Genomic DNA, 25,100 nt, shown 5'->3' with positions numbered 1-25,100 from the left:
AAGTTTGAGGTTTAAAGTTTCAAGTTGGCCAAAGGGGCGTTGCCTCGCCCCTGCCCTGCTCTCTTGCTCGCCTCTGCTCGGACTTAGATCTTCGAGATCACCGGCACCGGCGTACGGATCTCCCGCACGGGTTCCGGCAGTTCATCCATCGGCGGGGGGCCGGGGAAATTGTCATCCACAAAGCGGCGCCAGGTATCGCGGGTTTTTTGGGAGATGAAGCCCTGCACGGTGTCGCCGCATTTGCCGCAGATCATGACACTGTGCAGGAGGGAGAGCCCCTCGCAGACACCGGTGATGACGAAATCATCCATGCCAGGGGAATCGCGCCGGGTGCTGCAGACGGCGCAGGAATCCAGACCGCGGTCCAGGGTGACCTGCTCGTCCTGAAACTGGGACAGACGTTTTTTCGACTCCTGGGAAAATTCCTCCATCATCTGCGTGCGGCAGTGATCGCAAAGGGCATACTCCATCACGCATTCGCCCCGCTTGTAGGCCTTGGAGATTTGGAAGCCGCCGGGGAAGTCGGGCAGGGACTCGCCGCAGCGGGTGCAGTTCTGAAAGGGACGCTCCTCATACTCACACCGCAAGTCGGGCGGTATGGGCGGCGGCTGTTGGAGATCGTGATCTGACATCGGCTTGTTTGCAACAAAGCGCACAACATGGCAGTTTCACAGTGCAAACTCATGAGAACATTGCTTTTCCTCAGCCTCCTCTTTTCAGCCGCCCTGCATGCCCAAACGGCGGACTGGCCGGATTCTCGCGGCAACGCGGCTATGACAGGCACCTCGCCCGTGGAGCTGAAATTTCCCCTCACGCTCGCCTGGCAGTTCAAGCTGATGGACAAGCCGAAGGGGCAGGCGGAGATGCTGGTGTCCAGCGCCGTCGTGCGAGGGGGCAAGGTCTATGCCGGCTGCAAGGACGGGAAGTTTTTCTGCCTTGATCTGGCCACGGGCAAGGAAGTGTGGAAGGCGGAAGCCAAAGGAGCGTTTGACGGGGCGGCGGCGTTTGCGGGGGAGCTCGTGGTCGTGGGTTGTCAGGATGGTTTTGTGTATGCCTGGAATGCAGACACCGGCAAAGAAGTGTGGAAATTTGAAACGCAGGCCGAGATCCACGCCGCCGCGAACGTGTGGACGGATCCTGACTCCAAGGAGCAGAAAATCATCATCGGCAGCTACGACTACTCCATCTACTGCCTCAATGCCAAAACCGGGGCGAAGGAGTGGGCGGCAGAAACCGGCTACTACATCAACGGCGGCTCCGCGGTGGGCGAGGGCAAGGTGGTCTTCGGCGGCTGCGACAGCGTGCTGCATGTGCACGATGTGAAGACGGGCAAGGAGGAGCGGCAGATCGAAGTGGGGGCGTACATTGGCAACAACGTCGCCATCTCAGATGGTGTCATTTACGTGAGCCACTACGGCAACCGCGTGGGAGCGTACAAGATCGCCGATGGCGCGAAGCTCTGGGAATACGGCGAGCGAGACTTTGAATACTACGCCGCGCCGGCGATCTGGGAGAAGGGCGTGTATGTGGGCGGCCGGGACAAGCGCTTCCATGCGATCGATCGCGCCACCGGGGCGCAGCTTTGGGAGTTTCGTGCGAGAGATCGCATCGACAGCAGCGCCGTAGTCTGTGCAGGAAAGGTCGCCATCTTCGGTGCCGACGACGGCTACATCTACGCGCTCGATTTGAAGACCGGCAAAGAAGTCTGGCACAATGAAATCGGTGCGCCGGTGAAGACTTCACCTGCCGTGGCAGGAGAGTATGTGATCTTTGGCGCGGATGACGGGGTGCTGTATGTGTTTAAGAATGGGAAGTGAAGAGGAGTGAACGATAAACACTCTTATCTGTCGATCAGCGCTCACGCAAAAACACAGCCCTCTCGTAGATCACAACGCCAGACAAACCGGATCAACTCCGATGCAGCCTCCACTTTTCAAACTGAGACAGGCAGCCTTCACGATCTCAGGCCGTGGTTTGGCCGTGATGACAGGCATCCCAACCAACCAACTCTGCCCTTTTACTCTCGGAGATACATTGGTCTTCCACTCCCCTTGGATGGCAAAAACAGCCACCATTCACGCCATCGAATACGCCCGCACCCAGACTCAGGAAGAGTACGCACTGCTACTGCAAGCGATCTCTGCCGACGACCTGCCACCAGGAACCATAGCATTCAATCACAAAGACCTGACCGTGAATCGCGACACTGCAGCCCCCTTGATTTGGACTGGAGACTTGGACGATGACTGCTCATCGCGCTGGGCCGACCTTTTCCTGAGAGCCGAGGAGATGGCTGACGATGACTGGTGGTGGGCCGTCACCGATGCCCGGCTGGCAGGCGCAGAGATCGGATCCTCAAACTGGGCAGGTCTGACCTGCGTTTCGGGCCGGCAGGCAAGAGAGCAGGCCGAGCAATGCGCATGGAAATATCTGGAACCGAAAGTGAGGGCATGGTGATGATCAACTTGGAACTCTCCAAAGAGGATTGTTTGTCCCGGCTCGACACGCCCTACAATCCTCCAGCTCCTTCCGTCAGCGACGAGGAGTTCTCCGCCGAGTATTACCGGCTCTACGACAAGCTCGAGGAGCTTATGGCTTTGCACGGTGAAAATAATGCCTTTTGCGAAGGCGATTACTATCTTGAGCCAACGATCATGCGCTCACGTGGCATGGGGTTCGAAGTGACCAACTCCAAGATCGTCACGATGGATTTGCTGCGTGGTTTGCAAACGCTGGTGACCGAACACGCTCCCGAATGGGAGATCCACTTCAGGTCTGACAACTTTGACTACGATGTGTTTGTCGGCCCCTCAGCGGTGAGGATTTACCGGGACAGCCCCGAGCTGCTTCCGAAAATCCCCTCCTCCAAAAGTTGAACTTCCCGCGCAGGCCGCGCTACAATAGCGCTTCCCAAGATGTCCGCAGCTTACGCACCACCCTTTACGATCACGCCCAGGGTGCTCGATCTCGTCGCGCTGATCAGCGAGGCCTTGGGACGTTGGGAGGCGCAGAACCCGGAGGCCATGACACCCAAGCTGCGCAGGAGCCGCCGCCTGCGAACCATTCATTCGTCATTGGCGATCGAGAACAATTCGCTGTCGCTCGACCAGGTCACTGCGGTGGTAGAAGGAAAGAAAGTGCTAGGTCCGGCAAAGGACATCCTGGAAGTGCGCAATGCTTTCGCCGCCTACGAGAAACTGGATGACTGGAACCCTTCCTCGACCAAGCATTTTCTGGCGGCACACGGCATTCTCATGCAGGGCCTCGTGGATCGTCCGGGGCACTTCCGCTCAGGAGGCGTCGGCATCATGCAGGGAGCCAAGCTTGTCCATCTGGCACCGTCCGCTGCAGGCGTGCCGGGTTTGGTGAAGGATCTGCTCGGCTGGCTGAAGCAGAAGCCGCATCATCCTCTCATCACAAGCTGTGTGGTACATTACGAGCTGGAGTTCATCCATCCTTTTGCTGATGGAAACGGCCGCATCGGACGGCTGTGGCAGACGCTCATTCTCAGTCGGTGGAAGCCCGAACTGGCATTCCTGCCGGTGGAAAGCGTCATCCGCGAGCAGCAGGCTGGTTATTACAGAGCTCTCGCGGCCGCAGACAAGGCTGGACAGTCCACGGTGTTCATCGAATTCATGCTTTCTACCCTGCTGCAAAGCCTGGAAGAAGTCACCACCACCGACCAAGTCAGCGACCAAGTGACCGACCAAGTCAAGGCGCTGTTCAAGTGTCTGGCGAATGGGCCGCTGAGTGCGCTGGACTGCATGAAAAAGCTGGGGCTTTCCCACCGGCCTACCTTTCGCAAGAACTACCTCCAGCCCGCCCTCGAAGCCCGCCTTATTGAGCGAACGCTGCCGGACAAGCCGAACAGCAGCCAGCAGAAGTATCGTCTCACCGCCAAAGGCTGACGCGATACGGGGGCAGGAAAGATCCGCTTCGGAGAGCAGGGTGGAGTGGCCTGAGACAGGTAGGCGAAAAGCCCACTGAGTGGACGAAGCTAATTTATTTCGAATTGAAACTATTTCACTTCGGAGGGTTGGATGTTCTTTTCCCGATCCAGTGATGCCCCGCTTTGTTATTGCTCTCTTCATGGCTGCCGCCGTGTGTTCTTACGCCATCGAGGCGCCGCCAGAGGAGGATCCGACGCAGAAGCAGCGGGGGCCGTTTTACTCGGGGTGCATTCGATGGCGCAGCGAGGAGGAGGTCATCGCTTACAAAGGGATGGTGATCACGCTCGGCAAGGATGAGGATGCGTATGTCTGCTATGATTCGGAACTGGTGCGCCTGTCGTTGGGATGGGTGATGAAGGGAAAGCGCTATGGGCTGACGGTGCCGCGCTTCAATGCGCCGCCGCCGACGGTGGCTGGCAATGTGAGATTTGGCACGGCAGCGATACCGGGATGGGGAAAAGAGGGGAAATTCGCCGACCCGCGCGCTGGCAAACGAGGCCCACTGCCGAAGGATTGGGCGCATCACAAGGGGCTTTATGTGCACGGCAAAAAGGTGGTGCTCCATTACTCGGTGGGCGCGATCGATGTGCTGGAACTGCCCGGCTTTGAGCGGGTGGAGCAGTGGCCTGTATTCACGCGCACGTTTCAGACCGCACAGAATGCGACGAACCTCGCGCTGACGGTGCTGCATGTGCCAGGAGCGGTGCTGGAGCCGGCGGAGTCCGGAAGGATCGTGCGCAATCCGGCGAATGGTGAGACCTTCCTCGTGGCTTGCGAAGGTGGAGAGGGAGCGACGTGGGAGGCGCGGGAAGGTTCGGTGATTTTGAAGCTCGCGGCTGTCACGGCGAATCAGCCGTTTCGGCTGGACATTGCCCCAATGGGCAAGACTCACGAAGCTCCGAATGATGTGCTCGCCCTTTCGCCGGTGAGCGCCGATTTGCGTCCCCTCACGCAAGGCGGCACTCCGCTTTGGCCGGAGCCGGTGCAGACCGTCGGCGAGCGTGCGAAAGACGACGCGGCTTATGTGGTGGACCACCTCACGGAACCGCTCAAGAATCCGTGGAAGGCGGACACGCTCTTCGGTGGCTTTGATTTCTTTGACGATGGCCGCGCGGCTGTCTGCACCGCGCAGGGAGAGGTTTGGGTGGTGTCCGGCATTGATGACAAACTGGAACAGCTCTCGTGGCGTCGCTTTGCCAGCGGACTTTTCCAGCCGCTCGGTCTGCGGATTGTGCAGGGCAAAATGTATGTGCTTGGACGAGACCAGATCACGCACCTGAGCGACCTGAACAAGGATGGTGAAGCGGACCACTACGAAAACTTCAACAACGACACGATCCTCTCCACCAACCCTGCGGATTACAACCTCGACCTGCAAACCGACAGCGCAGGAAATTTCTACTTTGGCAAGGCCACGCCATGGCTGCCGGACATCTCGACGCCGCACCAAGGCGTGATTTTCAAACTGCCGCCCGATGGCTCAAAACTGGAAATCATCGCCACCGGACTGCGGGTGCCAAACGGAGTGGCCATCAGTCCGTCCGGAGAGATCGCAGTGAGCGAGAACCAGGGGCACTGGCAGCCCTCCAGCAAGGTGAACCTCATTCGCCCAGGAGGTTTTTACGGCATGATGCCCTCCGCGCAGCGCGAGATCGAAATGAGATGGGGTGGCAAAACGATCAGCGTGAATCCCAGCGATCCCGCTGTGCGCAAAGAGCTCGGGTTTGCGGGCTACGGTCCGAAGAGTCCGGTGCCCATAGGTCTCTACGACCGACCGCTGGCCTGGATACCCTGGGCGGTGGACAACTCCAGCGGCGCGCCATTCTGGGCCGTCACTGACCAATGGGGACCGCTGAGCCACCAGCTCCTTTTCACCAGCTACGGTCGCTGTGCGTTGTTTGCCACACTGCGGCACAGGGTGGGCGATCTGGAACAGGGCGCGATGGTGCCGATGAACCTGCCGTTTGACTCCGGCATCATGCGGGGCCGCGTGCATCCGCGCGACGGCCAGGTGTATGTGGCGGGCCTGCGCGGGTGGCTCACCACGGCGCGACGCGCAGGCGGACTCTACCGCGTGCGCTACACGGGCAAGCCCGCCGATATGCCCGTGGACTTCGCCGTGACAACGAGCGGTGTGGAACTGCGTTTTTCTGATCCGCTGCATCCGCAGGCGGCAGCAGATATCACAAACTTTACTGCGGAACGCTGGAATTACTTCTGGAGCGGTGCCTATGGCTCACTGGACTACTCGGTCACGCACCCCAAGGAATCCAAGCGTGACGCCCTTGCCATCAAGGCGGCAAGGCTCTCCCCTGATGCCCGCACACTTACGCTCGACATTGCTGACATGCGCAAAAGCCACCAGCTCCAGCTCAATCTGAAGCTGCGCAGCGCCGACGGCAGGCCGGTGGAGCGTGTGCTCTACCTCACCGTTCCCGTGCTCGCTCGGCCCTAATCTCCCACCCACCATGAAAACTGCACTCCTCCTTCTAGCCGCGATGACTCTCGCGGCTGCCGCACAAACCCCAAAGAAGGGCGGCCGCCAGCGCCAGCCATTGCCGGACAAGGTAGAAACGCGGCCTGTTTCGATCTGGAGCGATGGCACCCGCATGGCGGGAGATCTCTATCTGCCCAAGGACCTGAAATCCGGCGAGAAGCTTCCCGCCATTGTGCTCTGCGCCGGGACTGGTGGCACCAAGGGCGGCACGCAGGCGCGGCTTGCCCCGCTGTTTGCGGAGAAAGGCTACATCGTGCTTGCCTTTGACTATCGTGGCTGGGGGCAGAGCGAAAGCCAGCTCAAGGCCATCGAGCCGCAGCCTGCGCCCGACGCAAACAACGAAATGACGATCAAAGTCAAAGCGCTGCGCTGGCAGATGAACTACACCGATCAGACGGAGGACATCCGCGCGGCCATCAGCTTTATGGCGGGCGAGCCGCATGCAGATCCTGAACGCATCGGGCTTTGGGGCAGCAGCTACGGCGGCGGGCTGGTGACCTGGGTGGCAGGGAATGATCCGCGCGTGAAATGCGTGGCCGCACAAGTGCCTGGAATGGCGGGGGCACGTGGACCAGCCGCGATCAAACGTGGTTACGAGCTGGCAAGCCAGCAGGCGCGCGGAGAAGTGGAGCCCGTACCCGTGGAAACGGGTAAACTCACCGGCAAGATGGCGACCTATGCCAACATGCGCGTTAACCCGGTGAAGAACATCGGGTTCAGCGCCACCGAAGCAGCCACGAAGATCAATGCTCCGGCCCTCTTCGTGCTGGCGGAGAATGAAGAACTCAGCAGCAATGCCACCGTGGAAGCTGTTCTGAAAAGCCTGCAGGAGCGCCATGTGCCTTCCAAGATCCACGTCATCAAAGGCATCACCCACTACGGGGTGTACAAAGAAGGATTTGATGAAGCCACGCAGGTGGAAATCGAGTGGTTCGCCAAGCATCTTCAAGGAGTGCCGGGTGCAGCCACGGAGACTCCGGCATCGTCAGAAGCAAAGTAACCCTTCCCTGCTGCGCAACCACCGCCGGGCTTTTCGCAAGAAGCTATTCCCTGCCGGGTCTCGCCGCCGAACTGGCACCCTGGCAACTCACGCTTGGCTTGAAATATTTGCCCATCAGGTGGCGCATTTTGCGTTTGGCGCGCCAGAGGATGGAGCGGGGAATGGTGCGATGAATGGCGAACTTTTTCACGTAGTTGGTCACGGTCCAGTGCGTGGTCAATCCATCTGGAAAAAAGGCGGTGTCGCCGGCGCGCAGGGTGTGGACCTTGCGGCCTTCATTTTGTTCTTCGATCACCACCTCGCCTTCCAAAATTTGAATGATCTCATCCAGGCCGAACACCCATTTAAAGCTACCGGCGTGGCATTCCCAGACAGCGCAGGAGAGCGTGCCGTCCGGAGCGATAGCGAGGGTGGTGGCCCTGGCGATGGGACTGCCCTCGAGAATCCAATCTGGGTTGATGGGCGACGGCTGCAAATCCTGATGGTGGATAGTGCCGGTCTGAATCTGCGGCGAATGGCTGGAGGGTCGAAGGAAAGTGGCGGCGACGTTGCTGTCCCCGAACCCAAACGGTGGCTTCATTGTATTTTCCATATTTACTTATAATAGCCATTTTGCCTATTGTCGAATTTCAGCACATCGCTCATTTCTTTGTGAAGAGCTCGGAGACTGTCTTAGTCATCTAAAGATCGAGGGGCGTTTCCCGGCGACTTCCTGGATGCCGCGTATTGATTCAGGCAGCTTGGGCTCGTGTGCTGAAGCCCATTCTTGCATCCCTCCAACCCACCGCTAAAGAGACCTGTGCGCATCATTTCAGGCAGTGCAGGAGGGCTGGCTCTCGAAGTGCCCAAAACCGTCACCCGTCCCACGCAGGACCGGGTGCGGCAGGCTGTGTTCTCCATGCTGGGAGAGCTCGTCCCGGGGGCGCATGTGCTGGACCTTTTTGCCGGCACGGGGGCCCTGGGGCTGGAATGCCTGAGCCGCGGCGCGGCCTCCGCCACCTTGGTGGATGAAAACAAAGGCGCCTGCGAGGTCATCCGCAAAAACATCGCCAAGACCCGGCTGACGGGTGCGACGGTTCGCCACAGCGATGTCTTCCGGCTGCTGCCGCTGCTGGCCAAAGACGGCAAGCAATTTGACATCATCTTTGCCGACCCGCCCTACACGCACAGCGACAAGGACACGGATTTCGTGGCCCAACTGCTAGCCGAAGAATCTCTGCCCGCGCTGCTGCATGCGGAGAGCCACCTCATTCTCGAAAGTCATCACTTCAACCGCGAAACGAAAAGCTGGCCAGACTGGGAGGTGCTGACCGACCGTAATTACGGCTCCACCCGCATTGTCTGGCTGCGCAAAATCCCGCATGGCATCGAAAGCGCTTAGCCTCACCCTCTACAATCTGGCACTGCCTCTCGGGCTGGTGCTGATGCTGCCCGGCGCCTTCATCAAGATGCGGCGCCGCAATGGACGCTGGCAGGATCTGGCGCAGCGCATCGGATTTTTCCCAAACGAGACGCAGGAAGCCATCAATGCACTGCCCCAACGCGAACGCCTCTGGGTGCACGCGGTGAGCGTAGGAGAGGTGGGCGTGGCGAAAAAGCTCATCTCACGCCTGATCAAAACACAGAGCGATCTCGGCATCGTGCTCAGCACCACCACTCCTACGGGCTATGCGCTGGCGGAAGAGCTGGCCGCGTTGCATGCTGGACGCGTCGTTGCGATTTACAGCCCGCTCGATCTGCCCGGCGTAGGCCGCCTCATGCTTGAGCGCATTCAGCCCACACAACTTGTGCTCGTCGAGGCAGAGGTATGGCCAAACCTCACCGCTTCCGCCTATCGCCTGGGTATTCCAGTTTCCCTCGTCAATGCGCGGCTCTCCCCCCGCAGCGCACGCCGCTACCACAAATTCCGCGCCCTCATCGGCCCCATTTTTGGCATGCTGAAGCAGGTGCTCGTGCAGGAGCCTGACGACGTGGCGCGCTGGCAGGGCTTCGGAGTGGAGCCTGAACGCATCCACCTCACGGGCAGCATCAAATACGACCCTGAAGGCGCCGCCGTTCCCGATTTGAAAATGGCCGAACTGCGCATGATCCTCACGACCAACGGCATTTCCAGCCCCGAGACGCCCATTCTTCTGGCCGCCAGCACGCATGCCGGGGAAGAGCTCGAAATCGCCCGCGTCTTCCTGCGCTTGCGCGAGAAAGTGCGCGGCCTGGCATTGCTCATTGTCCCGCGTCACGTGGAGCGCCGCACCGAGATCTGCGAGGCTCTGCGAACAGTGGGCATCACCCCAGTCCTGCGCAGTCAATGGGGCACCTTGTTTGAGGCAAACCACTCTGTCATGATCATCGACACCACCGGCGAACTCGCGGCCTGGCAGCACTTCGCCTCCATCGTCGTGATCGGGAAAAGCTTCCTCGCCGAAGGCGGGCAAAACCCTGCTGAAGCCGCACTGGCCAAAAAGCCCGTCCTCTTCGGCCCCCACATGGAAAACTTCAGCCCGCTGGTGGATCTGCTGCTCAAAAAAGGCGGTGCGCAGCAGGTGGCGAGTTTTGCGGAGCTGGAGTCTGCCTGCCTCGCACTGCTGCAGGACAAGGAGAAAGCCTCACGCATGGCCCAGGCCGGACATGAGGCGCTGAAGACTCATGAGGGTGCGACGATGCGAAGTGTGGAGCGGCTTCTGGGAAAGTAGTTGAGAGCTTTAGCTCGGATTGGAAATCGTTCGCCCTTCCCAGAACGAGCTAAAGCTCAGGACTACTTTTTTCACCCCCACAACGACTGCGGGTATTCCCCCGCATCCACCAGCGCACGGATGCTGGCCACCACCTCGGCTTTGTCTTCGGGATAGGTGACGCCGAACCATTTTCCGGTGGTTTCGAGCACGCGGACATCCGCTTTGCCGGCGGCGATGAGGGCATCCACCTGGGCGGGAACGTAGCACTCGGATTTGAGTTCGGTGCCGCGTTCGGCGAGGAATTCGGCGAAGGCTTTTTTCAGGTGCGCGAAGATGTCTGGCGTGAAGCCGAAGAAGTTCATGGACACAACCTCGTTGCCCGTCAGCGGCACATACGATCCCTCCACCTCGCGGTTTTCCGCTTCGTCGCCATGCTTGAAGATCTTCGTCATTTCCAGCACGGTTTTGAGCATGCCATTCGCATCGCAGGTGCACACGCCGCGGGAGACGCTGCCGTGATCGGAAAGGGTGTTTTTCAGGTAGAAGCCGACCATGGACCAATGGCTCTTGCCATCCTGCGGGCGGGGCTGGGTGAGGTCTGCGGCGATCTTTGTGTAGGCATCCTGACCGTAGAAGTCGTCCGCATTGATCATGAGGAAGGGCTCGTTCACCACCTTCTCCGCGGAGAGCAGCGCGTGGGCCGTCCCCCAGGGCTTGGTGCGGCCTTCGGGAACGGTGAATCCGGCCGGGAGATCGTTGATGTCCTGAAACGCATACTGCACCTCGATGCGGCCAGCGTACTTGGAACCGATTTGTGTGCGGAAGAGCTCTTCGAAGTCGCGGCGGATGACGAAGACCACCTTGCCAAAACCGGCGCGAATGGCGTCAAAGACGGAATAATCGAGCACAACCTCTCCGGACGGCCCCATGGCATCGAGTTGTTTCAGGCCGCCGTAACGGCTGCCCATGCCGGCAGCGAGGATAAGAAGGGTGGGTTTCATTCGAGGAGGGAAATGGAAAGCGCGTACCTTTTCGCCGGGCGGTGGGGGCGTCAAGGTTGAAGAAGTTCTCTGTTCATGGTTCTCCGCTCTCTGTTTGCCGCTCGCAGGGAAGTTTGACTCCCCACGGAGGACCGAGAACCTAAAAACAGAGCACTTGTGCTTTTTCCCCGTTTCGGCTTACATCATACACACATGCTTCAAGACCTCACGAAACTCATCCAGCTTCAGGAACGTGACCAGCGCATCCGCGCGCTGCAGAAAGACCTCAAGGATATTCCCAACCTCCAGACACGGGCGAAAATGCAGCTGGCAGGAGATCAGGCCGCCGTGGATGCCGCGAACCTTGCGATGAAGGAAGTCGAGGTGAAGATCAAAAACATCCAGCTGGATGTGCAGACGCGCCAGACCTCCATCAAGCGCCTGCAAGATCAGCAGTTTGAGACGCGCAAAAATGATGAATTCGCCGCCCTTGGTCACGAAATCAAACGCTACCAGGCCGATGTGACCAAGCTGGAGGACGGCGAACTGGAGCAAATGGAGGCGCTGGAAGCCGCGAAGGCGAAGCTGAAGGAAGCGCAGACCAAGCTGGCAGGGACGCAAACCCGAGTGAATGAAGAGCTGAAGAATCTGGAAGAGCGTGGCGAGGGCGTGAAAAAGCGTCTCGACGAACTCAACGCCGAACGTGCCAAGATGGCCGAGCCGATCGACCCGGATGCGCTGGATCTCTACACCCGCATTTTCAACAAGAAGGGCGACGCGGCGATCGTGCCGATGGAAAACATGATGTGCGGCGGCTGCCACATGAAGGTGGTCACGGGCGTCATGCAGTCGCTGAGGCAGTCCGAGAAGATCACGCAGTGCGAAAGCTGCGGGCGAATTCTGTATCTGGTGGAGTAGGCGGTGGTAGGATCATTTTGATCTGTCATTTCAGACGGGGATCAGGATGATCCCCCTCCTACGCCAGCAGCTTGTGCAGGACTTTGCCGTGGACGTCCGTAAGGCGGAAGTCGCGGCCCTGGAATTTGAAGGTGAGTTTCTCGTGCTCCAAGCCGAGGAGATGCAGGATGGTGGCGTGGATGTCGTGCACGTGGGCAGGATCTTCAGCAACACCGAAGCCGAGTTCATCCGTTTTGCCGAAGGTCTGGCCGGCTTTGACGCCGCCACCGGCAAACCACATGGTGAAGGCGTCGATGTGGTGATTGCGGCCCGTCTTGTCGCGGTTTTCGCCCATGGGTGTGCGGCCGAATTCGCCGCCCCAGATGACGAGTGTTTCTTCGAGGAGGCCGCGTGATTTGAGATCGCGAATGAGGGCAGCGCAGGCTTGATCGACGTCTTTGACGACCTTGGGGAAGTCGTCTTCGAGGGTCTCGCCTTTGCCGCCGTGGTTGTCCCAGCTTGTGTGGTAGAGCTGCACGAAGCGGGTGCCACGCTCGACGAGGCGACGAGCGAGGAGGCAGTTGCGCGCGAAGGAGGGTTGCGATGGATCAACGCCGTAGAGATCCAGCGTGGCCTTTGATTCACCCCGCAGGTCGATGAGTTCGGGCGCGCTGCTCTGCATGCGCCAGGCCATCTCGTAGGCATTGATGCGGGTTTGGATTTCATCGTCGCCGGTTTCAACCAAGCGGGAGAGATTAAGCTCGCGCGCGGTATCAATGACACGGCGCTGACTGGCCGCGCTGTAACTCGCGGGCGTGGAGAGGTTCAGGATCGGCTCTCCGGTGCCACGCAGCGGCACACCCTGATAGGTAGTGGGCAGGAAGCCGCTGCCCCAAAGCACGGAGCCGCCACGCGGGCCGCGGGGTCCGCTTTGCAGGACGACGAAGCCGGGCAGATCACTGGACTCACTGCCGATGCCGTAAGTGACCCAGGAGCCCATGGAGGGGCGCCCGAACTGACCGCTGCCGGTATTCATGAAAAGCTTGGCCGGGGCGTGATTGAAGAGCTCGGTTTTGCAGGTGGTGACGACGCTGATGTCATCGACAATGCCCTGGGTGTAAGGAAGCATGTCGCTGACCCAGGTGCCGCTCTGGCCGCGCTGCTTGAATTCTCGGCGGGTGCCAAGGAGTTTGAACCCGTTGCTGGTGCCCATGAAAGCAAAGCGCTTGCCCTCGATGTAGCTCTGCGGAATGGGCTGGCCGTTCAGCTCTACCAGCTTCGGCTTGTAATCATAGAGCTCCAGCTGCGAGGGGCCGCCGGCCATGAAGAGGTAGATCACACTCTTCGCGCGGGGCGTCACATTCGCCTTCTTCATGACCCCAGGTCCTGCCGCGGCTGCAGCGCTGGCCGCATGCAGGCCGCGCTCCGCCATCAGCGAAGCCAGCGCCACGGAACCGATGCCCATGCCGCACTGGCTGAAAAAGTGGCGGCGGGTCTGGTCGCGGAGCGCTGTGTTTTCTGAAATCATCAAGCGAGCGTACGAAGGAGGCGGTGCGGATGTTTCAAGGGGCGCGCACGACTGGGAAGCGCCCCGAGACTTTGGCTGCATGAACTTGCAGGACGTCCTTAGATTCTGCGTATGATGACTGCATGAAACCAGCCGCTCTGCTTTGCGCCCTCGCTTTTTCCACGCTCTTCAGCCATGCCGCGGAGGAGGAGGGCTTTGTGCCCATGTTCAATGGAAAGGACCTCAGCGGATGGGTGAACGCGAACTGCGCCCCGGAAACGTGGAGCATCAAAGACGGGGTGGTGAGCTGCACGGGCATCCCCACCGGAGCCATGCGAACGGAGAAGCAGTATGAGAACTTCATTCTGGAGTGCGAGTGGCGGCACCTGAGCAGTGGTGGCAACTCAGGCGTGTTCATCTGGGGCAGCCCCATCTCCGCGCCCGGCGTGCCCTTTCTGCGCGGCATCGAGGTGCAGGTGCTGGACCATGGGTACATGAAGCACGCCGATCCGAAGAAGCCGCGCTGGTTCACCACGCATGGCGATGTGTTTCCCATCCATGGTGCCACGATGGAACCGCACGGAGACCACAACGGGCAGCGCAGCTTCCCGAGCGAGGAACGCAGCAAGCCATCGCCCGAGTGGAACCATTACCGCATCACCGGAAACAACGGAACTCTCACGCTCGCCGTGAATGGCAAAGTCGTCAGCGGCGGGGACAAGTGCTTCTGGCGCAAAGGTTACCTCGCTCTGGAATCCGAAGGCGCACCGGTCGAGTTTCGAAATGTGCGCATCAAGGAACTGCCAAGCACGGGCGCGACGGAGGCAGACTCCGCGCCGCTGGATCAAGGCTGGAAGCATCTGTACAACGGTCTCGATTTGCGCGGCTGGAAAGTCCCTGAAGGAACCGCAGCACGCTGGAAGCCCTCAAACTGGAATCTCAAGCTGGAGGCCGGTGATGGCCCGGAGGCCGCCCCGCTGTGGAGCGATGCTGAAATCGCCAATGGTGAATTCATCGCCGATTTCCAGCTGCTTAAAACCTCCAATCTGAACACGCCATGTGCGGGCTTCTGCGTGCGTGGGGAAAAGGATCCGGCAGTGCTCATCGGCACCGGCAAGGCACCGATTGTTTTTGGTCCTGATCAGGTAAAGGTCGGAAAATGGTATCGCCTTCGCCTCCAGCTCAATGGCAGCAAGGCCACAGCGACGCTGACTGAAACGCAGGAAGCGAACCCGCAGGTGAAGGAAGCGGAGCTGAAAGTAGCCGCGAGAGGACCGGTGGGAGTGGCGGATTTTGGGATGGCAGTGACGTTCGCTAATTTTTATGTGCGTAAATAAGGCTCTCATCAGGGGCATCCCCAGGCATTCGACGTGAAGACTGTTGAGCAATAGTCGTTTTTAATAGCGACGTAGATGCAACCAGAAGAGTCTGCTTGGCAGTTACAAATAGAACACCAATTCCTGCACTGTGTTTGAAGACCAACAGGCTCACCATAGCTTTATGGAAGATGAGATGCGAAAACGATTTCCATGCGCAGAAGAATAATCATCTCCCTGTTTCTGAAGACCCGGATCTCGCCGAAACACTCTTCCCGCGCCTGATGCAACGTGGGTTTCGATACAAATCCAAAAAAGCGCGACCATCCTTGGCCTGGCATTAGATCCAAACCTCCGTACTCCCCGTATTCGATCAGGACTTATTCAAGACCGGACGCATCCACATCCTGAAAGAGCCCACAGCCAAGCCACTGATAAAGCCAACCAGATGTGATGAAACGACCGGAACGAAGGGATCTTGTCCGACTTCAACGAAGACGTTTCCGCCAGTGATCATTTCATACAAGGTTTTGGCTATGAAGCCGCATCCGCCCAGCAGGGCCAGCAGCCGGGGAGACATCCCAGTCCGATCACTTGAGGGTTGCCACCACAACGCAGCGATCACCAACCCCAGCAGAGCCGTATCCACGCCCGACAGTCCCCGATACGCCGTCAGGAGAGGTTGGTTCATTTTGACCTCCAATGTGATCAGCACAGCGGCGACGAGCATGCAAATCCCATAACGCGACGGCATGAGACGCAGGCTCAACAGCGACAACACCACGAACGCCAGCAGGTCCCAGACGATATGATTCCAAGACCAGTGGCAAAGGTGAGACGTAAGCATAGTCACTCCATTCTCTCTTCCGCGCTGCCACTGAAAATGATCCGCGAGCGAAGGCAGGGCCTGCATCGTCAGCGCCACCAGAACGATGCCCAGCGCCAGCAGGATGCCCGCCAGAGGCGGGCATCCCGTTTGATCGGCCTGCCTGGCTGCATGCATCAGAGTTGCTCCCGTTTGGTGGGTCCAGTCACGCCCAGAGCGGCCACCGCAAATAGTGCCATCGACAGCGCCGCCCACGGGGACAAGGCCCCGGCACCCGAACCACTCCCTCTGCTACTCACAACAGGTGCGGCCGACGGAGTAAAGGGTTGCGATGCATTGTCCACCCGATAACTCACCGGCGCTGGAGCTGCTGAACGCGCAGCCTGTGCGGAGCGCTCCGTGGCGACGCGTTGTTGATTATGCCGCTCGACCCCCTGCTTGACGAAGGAGTCATCTCCCAACACCAACATTGAGGTGTGGTCGGTCACCAGTTGATATTTCACTCCCAAGTCGGCAATGGCGGATTCCGACTCGCCGGACGGCATCACTCCGGTGTTCGCTTTCAGTTCAAACTGCTCGATCTGATCCATCGCCCAGAGCCGTTCGATTTCAGGATTCGCCTCGTCCTTGTCGGGAAACCGGAACTTGGTGCGGTATATCTTGTCCTCGCCGGTCAAGCGTGCTTTGAGCAGGAGTTCCGCCTCGCCCGAGCCTTCATACTGGCCAAACATCACCATCTGCTGGCCGCGATAGATTTTGCCAGGAAGCAAGCCGGTGGTATTGAAGGTCTTCACGCCTGTGATGCTCAGTTCTGCATCGTGCAGACATTCATGCAGCACCTTGCTTTTTGCCTGCAGGATCTGGCCAAGGATGTCATCTGCATTTGAAACGCCCGCGTAAAAGCCGCCGCTCGCGTCGCACACCGTGCGCATGAGCGGCCAGTTCGCGCTGTTGCCGAGAAGAAAGCCGAAGATGCGGATGTCGTGGCTCTTCGTCAGCTTATGAAAAGCGATAGGGTCCACCACGCCGGTGTTCGTCACACCGTCGGTCACAAGAATCACACTTGTGGCACGATCCGCATCCAAGTCTTTCATTGCCAGAGCCAGCCCCTCATAAAGGTTGGTGCTGCCCCCCGGACGCAGCGCTGAAATCTGTTTCATGGTCTCCTGCAAATTCGCCTCCTCAGCTATTTTCCAGCCCTGGGTCAGATCCGAAGCGGAGTTGGAGAAAGTCACGATGCGGTAACGATCAAGAGGCTGCATCTTGCCCAGAACACGGCAGACCCCGTCAGTCAGCACACGCAGCTTGGCTTGCATGCTGCCTGAAGTGTCGAGCACGAAGACATAGTCCGCACCCGAGGTCAATGGCTTCAGATCCAATCCCGGCGTCACCACCATCATAAACGTGCCGGCCCCAGATTCACCCTTGCGGAAAGGAATGAGTTCCACACGCCCTGGGAGGTCATCCGCGAGACGATAGTAGAAAACCAAATCTCCCGTGAGCGCATGATCTTTCTTTTCGACGCGCACCTTATAGTGACCGTCCGCCAGCTTATCTGTGACCGTTTCTTTTTCAAAGCCGGGAATCCGAACATTGGCCACAGGCCAGGCAGATTTGAGCTCGAAGGCGGCAGAGAAGGTGCCCTCCACTTTAGAGTTCACCGGATTCCAGAAGCTCGCAGCCACCTCATCCGTGCCACCCTCCTCGAGCGGGTAAACAAAGCGCCCGACTCCAGTGTCTATTTCCAGGGGTTGGTAATACACCATGCGCAGGCGCGTCTCACTCCTGGCCCGCACCGGGTGCACCTGAAAGTCGAAGGATTGATAACCGTTCTTTGTCGCCAAGCCGGCGTCATTGCCCGCATATTTTTCGTTTTCATAAATCGTCTTCGCCTTCCCCTTCTCCACGACCTCGCCGTGAATATCGACTTCGCCCAGAGTCATTGTCACCTCAGAAAGACTCGCGCCTTTGGGAATTGGAAAACGGTAAACCGCCTCCAGATCCTTGTCGTTTGGGTTGAAGAAAGTCTGCGTCACCTCCGAGCGGGCGAAACCGTTGTTCAGCGTCACCTCGAGATGATGATCCCGGATCTGGATCGGTTGATCCGATGAGGTCTTTGGCGTGAGTGTGCCGGCGCCATTGACGGATGCCGCGAGGCCCAGAACAAGACCGAGGGTGATGACAATGCGCTGCATAGAGCGCGTGGAGACGGCATGACGCATGCGTTGGAACGTCGTTATCGATATGTGTGTTTGTGCTTTCATAGCACCCCGACACTCATCTGCCCGCCAAGCGGCGGGTAATTCATATAACATATCCTTCGATTGAGCCTCTCGATGATCTGATGCATCAAGCCGTTCGCCCACGAACCAGCTCAAAACGCACCTCCTTTTGTGCGCATCAATTAGCAGAGGATGAATCCACGCCGAGGGTCATTTCGGCTGCAGCCGCCATCGATTTCACTTTGCGCAGATCTGTTTTGCCGGTGCCAAGCATCGGCAGAGATTCCACCCGAACAAACTGGTCGCGTTTCGGTTTCCACAGGTTCGGCAGTTCAGCTTTCGCGAACTCCTCAAGCACGGCCTCAAAAGGCGCGTCTTGCAAGACATGCAGCACCATGAGCTTCTCGCCCTTTTTTGCGTCAGGCAGACTGGTGACAGCAAAGACCTGCGCGGGCGTGTCGGCGATCTCCTGAAGTTTCTCCTCGATCTTGATGTGGGGAACCATTTCTCCGCCGATCTTGCTGAAGCGACTAAGCCGGTCTGTGATCGTGATGAAACCGTCTTCATCCACGGAGGCGATGTCGCCGGTGCAATACCAGCCGTCCTTGAGCACCTCGGCGGTCTTGGCCGCGTTGTTCAAGTAGCCGCACATGATGTTCGGTCCCTTCAGCAGCATGAGCCCGGACTGTCCTGCCGGGAATTCCACACCGGTCTCTGGATCAACAATGCGCACGCTCATTCCAGGCAGCGGATGCCCGATCGTGCCGCGCTTACCGCCCACTTGTCTAAATCCCGCAGCACGGAAGTCCTCACGATTCACACTCACCGCAGGTGAGCATTCAGTGCAGCCGTAGGCCTCCATGGGACGAAAGCCAAATTGATCGGCAAAAGCCGCTGCAAGGCGTTCGGGGAGTTTTTCCGCGCCCACCATGGCAAAGCGCACACTCCCGAACTGCTCCGGCTTGCAGCCGCGCATGTAAAGCTGGAGGAAGGTGGGCGTTGCAAGCAGGAACGTGATCTCATTATTATTCACGAGTTCGCCCACGGCCTTGGAGTCAGTGGGATTGAAATGATAAGCGGCTCCCAAGCCAAGCAGCGCCGGCGCCCCAAGGGTACCCGTAAAGCCGAAAGAATGGAAGAAGGGCAGGATGCCGAGAATCCGGTCGTCCGATGCAAAAGAGAACACCTGGCCAATCTGCTCCACATTTGAAACGATGTTGTAATGCGAAAGCATCACCCCCTTTGGTTCACCCGTGCTGCCACTTGAGAAAATGAGAGTGGCAAGATCGTCAATCTCACGCTTCCTCCGGCTCCCGAGCGCCTTCTCTATCAGCGACACTGGACAAAACAAAGCGAGAGCCAAAGCCACCATTCTCTCCCCCAAGCGTGGCTTTGCCGCAACATCCTCCAGGAAGACCGTTTCCACAGGAAGTTTCAAGTTCAGCCGCGAAAGAAACTTCTGGGACGTAATCACGGTGCGGATTCCGCTCTGACCGATGCAGGAGGCGATACCCTCCTCGGAAAGGGTGTAGTTTAAATTCACAGGCACCTTGCCCATCAGCAGCGCTGCATAATTGGCAAGAGCACCCCCAACCGATGGCGGAAGCAGAAGCCCGGCCACTTCATGATCCTTCAACACCCCTCGGAACCTGCGCCCGATAAAGATGGCCCTGGTCAGCGCCGTGAAGAAGCAAATCCGTGCTGAACTGGAGTCCGTCATCGAAAAGCGTAGGGGATGACGGCGGGCCGTCCGGACGAAGGAGCGATGGATCGTTGGCATGCGATCTTTGCGGAACTCCCATGCTGTGGCACCGAGTTCAGCGACAGCCTTTCTCACCTCCTGCGGACTGGCAGTGCCAGGCAAAGAACTGCCATAGCTAACGGTGACCGGATAAGGCAGCGTGCGTGGCACCTTGGTGTAAAAGCGGCCTTTTTCGAAACTGAAAATACTGCCCCAAACATTGTCGAGATGCACCGGGATGATCGGCGCGTCCACGCCCTTCATGATGCGATTCATGCCCCGTCGAAATGGGAGCAGCTGACCAGTTCTTGTGATCTGCCCTTCCGCAAAAATGCACACAATGTGCCCTTCTTTGATCCAGGCTGTCGCCGCCTGCAGTGAATGGATCATTTCCCGTGGCCTTCCCTCGGAACTGATCGGAATGGCTTTCAGAGCGCGCGCGAAAGGCTTCACCCACCATTTTTCATAGATGCCTTTAAAAAGAATGAAGCGAATGCGTCTCTTGTTCGTGGCCATCAGAAAGCAGGCATCCATGAACGAAAGGTGATTGCACACAAACAACGCACCTCCGCTCTCAGGAACGTGCTCATGCCCCACAACTTTGATACGATATAGAGTGCGACTGATCAGCCATAGCAGCGGATGAATCAGGAAGTCCGACACGATGAAATTGATGAGCAAGTTTGGATTCATGCTCACGATCTTTCGAGTCACCCGAGTTTTAATCCAATCGATATCTTGTGAGCTGCCATTGACCCAACCGATGGAGGCTCCTGATGCCAAAAAATGACACCAATCAGTCCCTCACCTCCAGCGCCTTCACCAAAAAGGCCCACTCGTCCGCCGTCTTCTCGATCGTCTTGTTCAACGCAGTGCCAGCGCCATGACCAGCGCTGGTCTCGATGCGGATCAGGGTAGGCGGACCGTCCTTGGCCTGGCATGCCTGCAGACGGGCGCCGAATTTAAAGCTGTGGGCGGGCACCACGCGGTCGTCGTGGTCGCTGGTGAGGACGAGGGTGGCGGGGTAGCGGGTGCCGGGCTTGAGATTGTGATAGGGGGAGTAACTGCGCAGGGCATTGAACTCAGCGGGATTTTCCACGCTGCCGTAGTCGCTTCTCCAGCCCCAGCCGATGGTAAATTTTTCGAAGCGCAGCATGTCGAGGACGCCGACTGCGGGGAGAGCCGCAGCGTAGAGCTCCGGGCGCTGGGTCATGCACGCACCGACGAGCAGGCCGCCATTGCTGCCGCCCTGGATCGCGAGTTTCGCGCTGGTGGTGTATTTGTTTTTGATGAGCCATTCAGCAGCGGCGATGAAATCATCAAAGACGTTCTGCTTGCCGAGCTTGATACCACCCTGGTGCCAGGCGCGGCCATACTCGCCACCACCTCGCAGATTGGGCATGGCAAACACGCCGCCCATCTCCAGCCACACCGCGCGTGAGACGGAGAAGCCGGGGACCATGTTGATGTTGAACCCGCCGTAGCCATACAGCAGCGTCGGATTTGAACCGTCGAGCTTGAGGCCTTTTTTGTGGACGATGAACATGGGCACCTTCGTCCCGTCTTTGCTGTGATAAAACACCTGCTGGGTTTCATACGCGGAGCCGTCAAAATCCACCTGGGGCTTGCGCCACAGCTTGCTCTCGCCGGTTTTCAAATCCATGCGGTAGATGGTGCCGGGAGAGGTGAAGCCGGTGAAGGTGAAGAAGGTCTCGATGTCATGGCGGTGACCGCCGAAACCACCGGCGCTGCCGATGCCGGGCAGCTTCACTTCGCGGATGAGTTTTCCTTCAAGATCGAAGCACTTCACTTCGGTCTTCGCATCGCGCAGGTACTCGCAGAACATCTGGCCTCCCACCGTGCTGACGCCTTCCAGAAGAACCTTTGGCACCTCGGGAACGACGATTTTCCAACTGCCGCGCTGGGGCTTGCGCACATCGATGGCGATGACCTGATAGCATGGCGCATTGAGGTCCGTGCGGAAATAGAAGATGGGACCTTCATTGTCGATGAACTCATAGCGCGCGTCGTTTTCATGCAGCAGTTCCACCACGGGTGCATCGCCGACGAGCTTCTTGTAGAAGACGCGGTTTTTCGGCTCTGTACCGAGCCAGACCTGGATGATGAGGTATTCGCCGTCCTCAGTCACGCCGCCGCCGAAGCCCCACCTGGGCTCGTCTTTGCGCTCGTAAATCAGCTTGTCATCGCTCTGCGGTTTGCCCAGCGTGTGGAAGTAGAGCTTGTGAAATTCGTTCTTGGCCGTGAGCGCGGCGCCGGCCTTTGGCTCATCGTAGCGTGAGTAAAAGAAGCCGCTGCCGTCCTTCTTCCAGGAGACGCCGCTGAACTTCACCCATTTCACCTCATCGTCCAGATCACGACCTGTGGCGATGTCGCGAACGCGGATGGTGTTCCAATCGCTTCCGGCCTCCGACACGCCGTAGGCGATAAGTTTACCGTCCTCCGTCGGTGAATAGTCTGAGAGCGAGGTCGTGCCATCCTTTGACATGGCGTTTGGATCCAGCAACACCTTGGCTTCCCCGTCCAGAGCTTCCGCCGTCATCAGTACCGCCTGATTTTGCAGCCCCGAGTTGTGCGTGAAAAACCACCGCCCGCCGCGCTCAAAGGGCTGGCCCACGCGCTCGTAGTTCCACAGCTTTTGCAGCCGCGTCTTGATCGCTTCACGGCGTGGCAGCTTCTCCAGGTAGGCGAAAGTCACTTCATTCTGCGCCTTCACCCAGGCCTTGGTCTCCTCAGAGTTGTCATCCTCCAGCCAGCGATAAGGATCCGAAATTCTCACGCCGTGGTGCGAGTCCACCACATCCTCCTTCCGCGTCTGGGGATAGGACAACGATTCGGCAGAAAGAGAGGCGGTGGTCATGAGTAGCAGGAATGCGAGGCGCATGCCGTCACCCTGCCTGCCAATTTCCACTTTGCAATCCCACGGGCATTCGACAGCCAGCCACCGGAAGCATAACGCGGGGAAAGCCGTCGCGGCTGGTACCCGGCTTGTGAATCCTGCTTTTCCCGGTTGCATTAGCGACTTCCTCTCCACGCTTTCAGCACTCCATCCAAATCACCGCCATGCCCATCTCTCCTGACCAATACGAAAAGCTCGGCACCTTCTACCTCGGTCGCGAATACGATCTCAAATCAAAGCAGATTCAGGACGGCCTCATCCTCTACGATTCCAAGGACCTCGTGACTCACGGCGTTGTGCTCGGCATGACCGGCTCCGGCAAGACCGGTCTCTGCCTCGCCCTCCTCGAAGAAGCCGCCATGGATGGGGTGCCAGTCATCGCCATCGATCCAAAAGGTGATATCGGCAATGCGCTGCTCACCTTTCCCAATCTCTCCCCGCAGGAGTTTCGTCCGTGGATCAATGAAGACGAAGCTCGCCGCAAAGGCCAGTCGCCGGATGACTACGCGGCGGCACAGTCGGCCCTTTGGCAGAAGGGGTTGGGCGAATGGGGGCAGAGCGCCGACCGCATCAAAAAACTGCGCGAGACAGTTGAGATGTCGATTTACACGCCAGGCAGCAATGCAGGTCTGCCAGTCTCCATTCTCAGCTCGCTAAACTGCCCGCCCGCGGTGGTGATGGAAGATGCTGAAGCGCTCGGAGACCGCATCGAGAGCACGGTTTCCTCCATGCTCGGGCTCATCGGCGTGGATGCCGATCCCGTCCAGTCGCCCGAGCATATTCTCCTCAGCAATATCGTCGCCTTCTGCTGGAAGAAGGGGCAGAACAGCACGCTCGAAAATCTCGTGCGTCAGATTCAACAGCCGCCGATCCGCAAGATCGGTGTCGTCGATCTCGACAGTTTCCTGCCTGAGGCCAAGCGCACAGCGCTGGCGATGAAGCTGAACAACCTGCTGGCCTCCCCCGGCTTCAGCACCTGGCTGGAAGGCGAGCCGCTCGACATCCAGCGCATGTACTACACGCCCGAGGGCAAGCCGCGCATCACCATCTTCTGCATCGCCCATCTCAGCGATACCGAGCGCATGTTCTTCGTCTCGCTGCTGATGAACCAGCTTCTTGGCTGGATGCGCACGCAGCAGGGCACTACCTCCCTGCGCGCCATTTTCTACATGGACGAGATTTACGGCTACCTCCCACCGACGGCGATGCCGCCTTCGAAAAAGCCGCTCATGATTTTGCTCAAACAAGCGCGTGCCTTTGGCCTTGGCATCTTGCTGGCCACGCAGAATCCCGCCGACCTGGATTACAAGGCGCTGGCCAATATCGGCACCTGGTGGCTCGGACGGTTGCAGACCGAGCGCGACAAGATGCGCGTGCTTGAAGGACTTGAAGGCGCTGCCAATACAGCAGGCGGCAAGTTTGACCGCCAGGCAATGGAGCAGACCCTCGCCGGGCTGGGCAATCGCGTCTTCCTCATGAACAACGTGCATGAGGACCACCCCGTGGTCTTCACCGTGCGCTGGCTCATGAGCTATCTCGGCGGACCGCTCTCACGCCCGCAGATCAAGGCATTGATGGATCCGCTGCGCCCGAAAGCAGGAGTCAAGGCGGCAGCGGCGGCTGCCGAGGACGATGGCTTCGCACCTCCAGGGGCCAGCAGCAACACGGCGGCGGAACGCAACACGCTGCGTCCCAAGCTGCCCGATGGTGCCACGGAACTCTTCCAGCCCTGTGATGAAGATGGCGAGCGCCTCACCTACACCCCGGCCATCTTGCGCAGCGCTACGGTTGTGTTTGACGATGCCAAGAAAAAGATCAGCGGCAGGAGCATCATCACGCTCGTCAATGAGATCGACATCGAAAAGCAGAAGGTGCTGTGGGACAAGTTTGTGGATGTGCCAAAGAACGAAGACCTGTCCAAGTTTGACTCCGAGCCGAAGGAGAATGCGGCTTACGCCGATCTGCCCGGTGCGGCGCTGAAAACCACGACCTACACCAGCATCAAAAAAGACTTTGCCGACTGGGTCTATGCCAACCACAGCCTCGAAGTTTTCTTTTCCTCGCTGCTCGAAGCCTATTCCAATCCCGGCGAAAAGCAGGACGAGTTCAAGGCCCGCATCACGCAAACCGCGCGCGAGCAGCGCGACGCCGCCATCGAGGAACTGCGCACCAAAACGGCAAAGGCCATGAAGTCGCTGCAGGAAAAAGCCGAAAAAGCCTCGTCAAAAATCGACGCTCAGCAGGCGCAGGCCAGCGGTGCCAAGCTGAGCGCCGCCGTGCAGATCGGCAGCAGCCTTCTCGGCATGTTCATGGGGCGCAAGGGCAGCATCGCCAAAGCAAGCACCATCACCAGCGCCTCCCGGGCTTGGAAAGAAGGCCAGGATGTGAAAGCAGCCGAGCAGGAACTGCAATCGATTCAGGCTGACATTGCCGAGCTGGAAAAGCAGATCGCCGACGACACGCAGAAGATCCGTGATCAGTACGATCCGGCCACGCTGTCCTTCGAAACCTTCAAGCTCACGCCGGTAAAGAAGAACATCCAGGTGACTGCGACGGGGATTTTGTGGTTGGCGAA

At 58.8% G+C, this 25,100-nt stretch carries 19 protein-coding genes; 11 read left to right on the top strand and 8 right to left on the bottom strand.

Annotated features, from left to right (window positions below):
- Positions 1-83: 83 nt before the first annotated feature.
- Positions 84-656, bottom strand: a complete 573-nt coding sequence (locus tag ACILSR_RS04570; protein WP_395748547.1) for a hypothetical protein — start codon at positions 654-656, stop codon at positions 84-86.
- Positions 657-683: 27 nt separating this feature from the next.
- Between ACILSR_RS04570 and ACILSR_RS04565 the strand changes: the two genes are divergently transcribed.
- From ACILSR_RS04565 to ACILSR_RS04540, 6 genes are all read left to right on the top strand, one after another.
- Positions 684-1,817, top strand: a complete 1,134-nt coding sequence (locus tag ACILSR_RS04565; protein WP_395748546.1) for a PQQ-binding-like beta-propeller repeat protein — start codon at positions 684-686, stop codon at positions 1,815-1,817.
- Positions 1,818-2,055: 238 nt separating this feature from the next.
- A complete protein-coding gene (locus ACILSR_RS04560) occupies positions 2,056-2,457 on the top strand; it encodes a hypothetical protein (RefSeq protein ID WP_395748545.1) in 402 nt (133 codons plus the stop codon).
- Positions 2,457-2,876: a hypothetical protein gene (locus ACILSR_RS04555; RefSeq protein WP_395748544.1), complete on the top strand. Its 420-nt coding sequence runs from the start codon at positions 2,457-2,459 to the stop codon at positions 2,874-2,876. The genes ACILSR_RS04560 and ACILSR_RS04555 overlap by 1 nt, the downstream gene beginning before the upstream one ends.
- Positions 2,877-2,915: 39 nt before the next feature.
- On the top strand, positions 2,916-3,908 hold the full coding sequence (locus ACILSR_RS04550) for a Fic family protein (RefSeq protein ID WP_395748543.1): 993 nt from the start codon (positions 2,916-2,918) through the stop codon (positions 3,906-3,908).
- A gap of 181 nt (positions 3,909-4,089) precedes the next feature.
- Complete coding sequence (locus ACILSR_RS04545; protein WP_395748542.1) at positions 4,090-6,405, top strand: DUF6797 domain-containing protein; 2,316 nt, start codon at positions 4,090-4,092, stop codon at positions 6,403-6,405.
- 13 nt (positions 6,406-6,418) lie between these two features.
- Positions 6,419-7,447 (top strand): alpha/beta hydrolase, encoded by a 1,029-nt coding sequence (locus ACILSR_RS04540; RefSeq protein WP_395748541.1) that lies wholly within the window; start codon positions 6,419-6,421, stop codon positions 7,445-7,447.
- A 43-nt stretch (positions 7,448-7,490) separates the two neighbouring features.
- Here ACILSR_RS04540 and ACILSR_RS04535 read toward each other — a convergent pair whose 3' ends face one another.
- On the bottom strand, positions 7,491-8,027 hold the full coding sequence (locus tag ACILSR_RS04535) for a cupin domain-containing protein (RefSeq protein ID WP_395748540.1): 537 nt from the start codon (positions 8,025-8,027) through the stop codon (positions 7,491-7,493).
- A 219-nt stretch (positions 8,028-8,246) separates the two neighbouring features.
- Here ACILSR_RS04535 and rsmD point away from each other — a divergent pair, with 219 nt between their 5' ends.
- A complete protein-coding gene (gene rsmD / locus ACILSR_RS04530; protein WP_395748539.1) occupies positions 8,247-8,828 on the top strand; it encodes a 16S rRNA (guanine(966)-N(2))-methyltransferase RsmD in 582 nt (193 codons plus the stop codon).
- Positions 8,809-10,137: a 3-deoxy-D-manno-octulosonic acid transferase gene (locus tag ACILSR_RS04525; RefSeq protein WP_395748538.1), complete on the top strand. Its 1,329-nt coding sequence runs from the start codon at positions 8,809-8,811 to the stop codon at positions 10,135-10,137. The genes rsmD and ACILSR_RS04525 overlap by 20 nt, the downstream gene beginning before the upstream one ends.
- 71 nt (positions 10,138-10,208) lie before the next feature.
- Here ACILSR_RS04525 and ACILSR_RS04520 read toward each other — a convergent pair whose 3' ends face one another.
- On the bottom strand, positions 10,209-11,120 hold the full coding sequence (locus tag ACILSR_RS04520) for an NDP-sugar synthase (RefSeq protein WP_395748537.1): 912 nt from the start codon (positions 11,118-11,120) through the stop codon (positions 10,209-10,211).
- 192 nt (positions 11,121-11,312) lie between these two features.
- Between ACILSR_RS04520 and ACILSR_RS04515 the strand changes: the two genes are divergently transcribed.
- On the top strand, positions 11,313-12,017 hold the full coding sequence (locus tag ACILSR_RS04515) for a zinc ribbon domain-containing protein (protein WP_395748536.1): 705 nt from the start codon (positions 11,313-11,315) through the stop codon (positions 12,015-12,017).
- 58 nt (positions 12,018-12,075) lie between these two features.
- On the opposite strand, the gene ACILSR_RS04510 is transcribed toward ACILSR_RS04515, so the two are convergent.
- Positions 12,076-13,524, bottom strand: coding sequence for a DUF1501 domain-containing protein (locus tag ACILSR_RS04510; protein WP_395748535.1), 1,449 nt, complete (start codon positions 13,522-13,524; stop codon positions 12,076-12,078).
- Between the two features lie 122 nt (positions 13,525-13,646).
- Here ACILSR_RS04510 and ACILSR_RS04505 point away from each other — a divergent pair, with 122 nt between their 5' ends.
- On the top strand, positions 13,647-14,840 hold the full coding sequence (locus ACILSR_RS04505; protein WP_395748534.1) for a DUF1080 domain-containing protein: 1,194 nt from the start codon (positions 13,647-13,649) through the stop codon (positions 14,838-14,840).
- A gap of 352 nt (positions 14,841-15,192) precedes the next feature.
- Here ACILSR_RS04505 and ACILSR_RS04500 read toward each other — a convergent pair whose 3' ends face one another.
- The 4 genes from ACILSR_RS04500 to ACILSR_RS04485 all read right to left on the bottom strand — a co-directional run bounded on the left by ACILSR_RS04500 (position 15,193) and on the right by ACILSR_RS04485 (position 22,486).
- The gene (locus tag ACILSR_RS04500) at positions 15,193-15,822 is read right to left on the bottom strand and encodes a rhomboid family intramembrane serine protease (RefSeq protein ID WP_395748533.1); all 630 of its coding nucleotides are present in this window, start codon (positions 15,820-15,822) and stop codon (positions 15,193-15,195) included.
- Positions 15,822-17,867 (bottom strand): VIT and VWA domain-containing protein, encoded by a 2,046-nt coding sequence (locus ACILSR_RS04495; protein ID WP_395748532.1) that lies wholly within the window; start codon positions 17,865-17,867, stop codon positions 15,822-15,824. The genes ACILSR_RS04500 and ACILSR_RS04495 overlap by 1 nt, the downstream gene beginning before the upstream one ends.
- A 178-nt stretch (positions 17,868-18,045) precedes the next feature.
- Positions 18,046-20,391 (bottom strand): AMP-binding protein, encoded by a 2,346-nt coding sequence (locus tag ACILSR_RS04490; protein ID WP_395748531.1) that lies wholly within the window; start codon positions 20,389-20,391, stop codon positions 18,046-18,048.
- 13 nt (positions 20,392-20,404) lie between these two features.
- Complete coding sequence (locus ACILSR_RS04485; RefSeq protein WP_395748530.1) at positions 20,405-22,486, bottom strand: prolyl oligopeptidase family protein; 2,082 nt, start codon at positions 22,484-22,486, stop codon at positions 20,405-20,407.
- A 203-nt stretch (positions 22,487-22,689) separates the two neighbouring features.
- Between ACILSR_RS04485 and ACILSR_RS04480 the strand changes: the two genes are divergently transcribed.
- Positions 22,690-25,100: ATP-binding protein (locus tag ACILSR_RS04480; protein WP_395748529.1), on the top strand; the 2,411-nt coding region annotated here is incomplete at its 3' end.

The sequence above is a fragment of the Prosthecobacter sp. genome, assembly GCF_044222565.1.
Taxonomy (GTDB): Bacteria; Verrucomicrobiota; Verrucomicrobiia; order Verrucomicrobiales; family Verrucomicrobiaceae; genus Prosthecobacter.
This window is presented reverse-complemented; position numbering and strand designations above follow the sequence as displayed.

Excerpts from the sequence above, each read along its gene's own strand:
- ACILSR_RS04565 (WP_395748546.1), top strand. The coding sequence starts at position 684 with ATGAGAACATTGCTTTTCCTCAGCCTCCTCTTTTCAGCCGCCCTGCAT.
- ACILSR_RS04560 (WP_395748545.1), top strand. The coding sequence starts at position 2,056 with ATGGCAAAAACAGCCACCATTCACGCCATCGAATACGCCCGCACCCAG.
- ACILSR_RS04555 (WP_395748544.1), top strand. The coding sequence starts at position 2,457 with ATGATCAACTTGGAACTCTCCAAAGAGGATTGTTTGTCCCGGCTCGAC.
- ACILSR_RS04550 (WP_395748543.1), top strand. The coding sequence starts at position 2,916 with ATGTCCGCAGCTTACGCACCACCCTTTACGATCACGCCCAGGGTGCTC.
- ACILSR_RS04545 (WP_395748542.1), top strand. The coding sequence starts at position 4,090 with ATGGCTGCCGCCGTGTGTTCTTACGCCATCGAGGCGCCGCCAGAGGAG.
- ACILSR_RS04540 (WP_395748541.1), top strand. The coding sequence starts at position 6,419 with ATGAAAACTGCACTCCTCCTTCTAGCCGCGATGACTCTCGCGGCTGCC.
- ACILSR_RS04535 (WP_395748540.1), bottom strand. The coding sequence starts at position 8,027 with ATGAAGCCACCGTTTGGGTTCGGGGACAGCAACGTCGCCGCCACTTTC.
- ACILSR_RS04525 (WP_395748538.1), top strand. The coding sequence starts at position 8,809 with ATGGCATCGAAAGCGCTTAGCCTCACCCTCTACAATCTGGCACTGCCT.
- ACILSR_RS04520 (WP_395748537.1), bottom strand. The coding sequence starts at position 11,120 with ATGAAACCCACCCTTCTTATCCTCGCTGCCGGCATGGGCAGCCGTTAC.
- ACILSR_RS04515 (WP_395748536.1), top strand. The coding sequence starts at position 11,313 with ATGCTTCAAGACCTCACGAAACTCATCCAGCTTCAGGAACGTGACCAG.
- ACILSR_RS04510 (WP_395748535.1), bottom strand. The coding sequence starts at position 13,524 with ATGATTTCAGAAAACACAGCGCTCCGCGACCAGACCCGCCGCCACTTT.
- ACILSR_RS04505 (WP_395748534.1), top strand. The coding sequence starts at position 13,647 with ATGAAACCAGCCGCTCTGCTTTGCGCCCTCGCTTTTTCCACGCTCTTC.
- ACILSR_RS04500 (WP_395748533.1), bottom strand. The coding sequence starts at position 15,822 with ATGCATGCAGCCAGGCAGGCCGATCAAACGGGATGCCCGCCTCTGGCG.
- ACILSR_RS04495 (WP_395748532.1), bottom strand. The coding sequence starts at position 17,867 with ATGCGTCATGCCGTCTCCACGCGCTCTATGCAGCGCATTGTCATCACC.
- ACILSR_RS04485 (WP_395748530.1), bottom strand. The coding sequence starts at position 22,486 with ATGACCACCGCCTCTCTTTCTGCCGAATCGTTGTCCTATCCCCAGACG.